Here is a 2,322-nt window from a genome sequence, read left to right as displayed (position 1 = left end):
ACGAATAAACTACACTAAAATTTAGTCGGATTTAACTGTAGCATATTTTGCGTTAAAGTTAAGATGCGTTTACCCTGACAATGGCACTCTGTTATTTAATAATGATGGTTCGTTTACTTATACTCCAAATCCGGGATTTGTTGGAATCGATAGCTTTACTTATAGTGTCAGTGACGGGGTTGCTACCATCCCAGAAATTGTGGCAAATATTAATGTCACAAGTGCCGGGGAATTTAACTTCAGCAACGCCAATTACAGCGTTAATGAAAACGGTCAATTTGCAACAATTACCGTTACTCGCACTGATGCTACTAATTTGGCTGCGACTGTCAGTTACAGTACAAGTAATGGAACCGCTAATGCTGGTAGTGACTATAACCAGACATCGGGGATCTTGAATTTTGGCATTGGTGAAACTGCTCAAAGTTTCATAATTCCCATTGTTGATGATTCAGAGATAGAAGAGGATGAAACTGTTAATTTAACTCTGAACAATCCCACTAACGGAGCCGATTTAGGAGCAATTTCTAGTGCTGTTTTGACTATTGTAGATATAACCCCGACTCCGACACCTGCAGAAACGCCAGCGCCGACTCCGACACCTGCACAAACTCCGACGCCAACTCCGACTCCGACGCCTGCAGAAACTCCGACGCCAACTCCGACACCGACGCCTGCGGAAACTCCAATTCCCACACCGACGCCAACTCCGACACCGACGCCTGCGGAAACTCCAATTCCAACGCCGACTCCGACGCCTGCGGAAACTCCAATTCCAACTCCGACTCCGACACCGACTCCGACGCCTGCGGAAACTCCAATTCCCACACCGACACCGACGCCTGCGGAAACTCCAATTCCCACACCGACACCGACGCCTGCGGAAACTCCAATTCCAACTCCGACTCCGACACCTGCGGAAACTCCGACGCCTGCGGAAACTCCGACGCCTACGGAAACTCCGATACCAATTCCGACGCCAATTCCTGCGGAAACTCCAATTCCGACACCAATTCCTGCGGAAACTCCAATTCCGACACCAATTCCTGCTGAAATTCCAATTCCGACACCGACTGCGACGCCTGTGGAAACTCCGACACCAATTCCGACGCCAATTCCGACATCTGGAGAAACTCCAATTCCGACGGTTAAACCTGGGGAAACGCCGATCGCAACTGACAATTCGATCGCCCCAACCACATCTCCAACAACCGAAACCCCCACACCTTGGCTAATTCCTGCTGCTTCGGAAGACTGTATGTGCGATCGAATCACTTTACCCGATCGCACTTCCATTCCCGGCCCGAATATCCCTGAAAATACCCTCAACGGTACTGACGGTAAAGATACTCTAACCGGCAGCGATATTAATGACATCATCAACGGTTTCAACGGCAGCGACTTGCTAAATGGCTTTCTCGGCAACGACAATATTTACGGCGGCTTGGCTAGCCCTGTTGCTGTTGGCGCGGATGCAGACAGCGACACCATATTTGGCAACGAAAATAACGACTATCTCGTCGGCCACGCTGGGAATGACATTATTTATGCGGGTAAAGATCATGATGTGGCGATCGCAGGCAAAGATAATGACATAGTTTGGGGCGACAAAGGCAACGATACCCTGCTTGGTGATGAAGGTAATGACAGTTTATTTGGTGGCACTTCTGATGCGTCTGACGGTGATTTTACAGGAAAAGATTTGCTTTTTGGGAATAACGGCAACGACGTTTTGTACGGACAAGAAAGCGAAGATACTCTTGCTGGTGGCGAAGACAATGATACCTTACACGGCGGCAAAGATAACGATATAATTTGCGGCGATTCTGGCAATGATTTGCTGTTTGGAGATTTGGGAAATGACAGCATCTGCGGCGGCGATGGCGAGGATACGATTTTCGGAGATATTGACAATATCGCGACGGATGCTAGCAGTCAACAAGATTATTTGTGCGGTGGCAGCGGGAATGATTTAATTTATGGCAATGAAGATGCCGATCAATTGTGTGGCGGTGACGGTAGCGATACTCTGTACGGGGGTAATGGTGATGATACTTTGATTGGGGGAAGTGGCGACGACTGGTTGATGGGAGACTTCGGAAACGATACGCTGCAAGGGGGAAGCGGGCGCGATTACTTTTTCTTGACTGCGGGAGAAGGCCACGATGTAATCGCTGATTTTACGCAAGGTGAAGATTTATTAATTTTAACGGGAGGGTTAACGGTCGATCGACTCAGCATAGTTCAACCCACATTCCGCAGGTCTTTAAATAGAATTGATGGTTATAAAATTTAAAAATTCAAGCCTGAAGTGATTACTCG

1 protein-coding gene and 1 pseudogene are annotated in these 2,322 nt (G+C 48.0%); both read left to right on the top strand.

Annotation, left to right across the window (positions count from 1 at the left end):
- Positions 1–88 precede the first annotated feature (88 nt).
- Positions 89–160: pseudogene (locus tag QUA36_RS31535) on the top strand (Ig-like domain-containing protein); the annotation flags it as partial.
- A gap of 39 nt (positions 161–199) precedes the next feature.
- Positions 200–2,296 carry a Calx-beta domain-containing protein gene (locus tag QUA36_RS31530; RefSeq protein ID WP_445301475.1) on the top strand — a complete coding sequence of 699 codons (2,097 nt, stop codon included), beginning with the start codon at positions 200–202 and terminating at the stop codon, positions 2,294–2,296.
- The last annotated feature ends 26 nt before the right edge of the window (positions 2,297–2,322 follow it).

Origin of the sequence: Microcoleus sp. Pol10D4 (assembly GCF_036701555.1) — a bacterium.
Taxonomy (GTDB): domain Bacteria; phylum Cyanobacteriota; class Cyanobacteriia; order Cyanobacteriales; family Microcoleaceae; genus Microcoleus.
Note: the sequence above shows the minus strand (reverse complement) of the source record. Positions and strands in the feature narration are given on the sequence as shown.